This window comes from Ruegeria sp. AI3, assembly GCF_056541245.1.
The window spans coordinates 1-643 of record NZ_JBQFYA010000078.1; the positions used below are offsets into that span (position 1 = coordinate 1).

Sequence of the window (643 nt, forward strand, 5' to 3'; positions counted from 1 at the left end):
GATCGGTGTTCTGCGCGAGGACGATGGACGCGGCGGGTCGGCATTGCTTCACCGCGTTTTTTCCGAGGGCCGCAAGGTTTTTGTCTCGAAACCAATCAATCATTTTGAGCTGGACGAGACAGCAACGAAGACGTTTCTGATGGGCGGCGGCATAGGAATCACCCCAATGATTGCCTTTGCGTATCGGCTGCATGCGCTGGGCCGGGACTTCGTCCTGCACTATTCGGCGAGCACGCGCCAAGGAGCAGGTTACACGCAAGATCTCGCTTCGATGCCATGGGCGGATCGCGTCCACTATCACTTTTCGAACGAAGGCACGCGCGCCGAGTTTGACGAGATTCTGGCTGGCTATGAGGACGGATGGCATGTCTATACGTGTGGACCAGATCGGTACATGGACGGCGTGATGCAGGCGGCGGAGAAACAGGGTTTTCCCGAAGAGGCGCGGCACCTGGAGTATTTCTCGGTTCCCGAACAGCCAGAGTATGAAAACCACCCCTTCACTTTGAGGTTGGCGCGGTCGGGACGGGAGTTGTTGGTCCCCATAGAAAAGGACGCGGCCCAGGTGCTGAACGAAGCGGGCATTCACGTAGATGTAAAATGCTCGGATGGTATCTGCGGGGTCTGCAAATGTGGTGTGATC

The 643-nt window shown here is 57.1% G+C and carries 1 protein-coding gene; it reads left to right on the forward strand.

Annotated elements, in window-relative coordinates; all coding sequences use genetic code 11:
• Positions 1 to 643, forward strand: a 643-nt coding sequence (locus tag ACRZ95_RS23125) for a PDR/VanB family oxidoreductase (RefSeq protein ID WP_480555737.1), incomplete at both ends; no start/stop codon positions are given.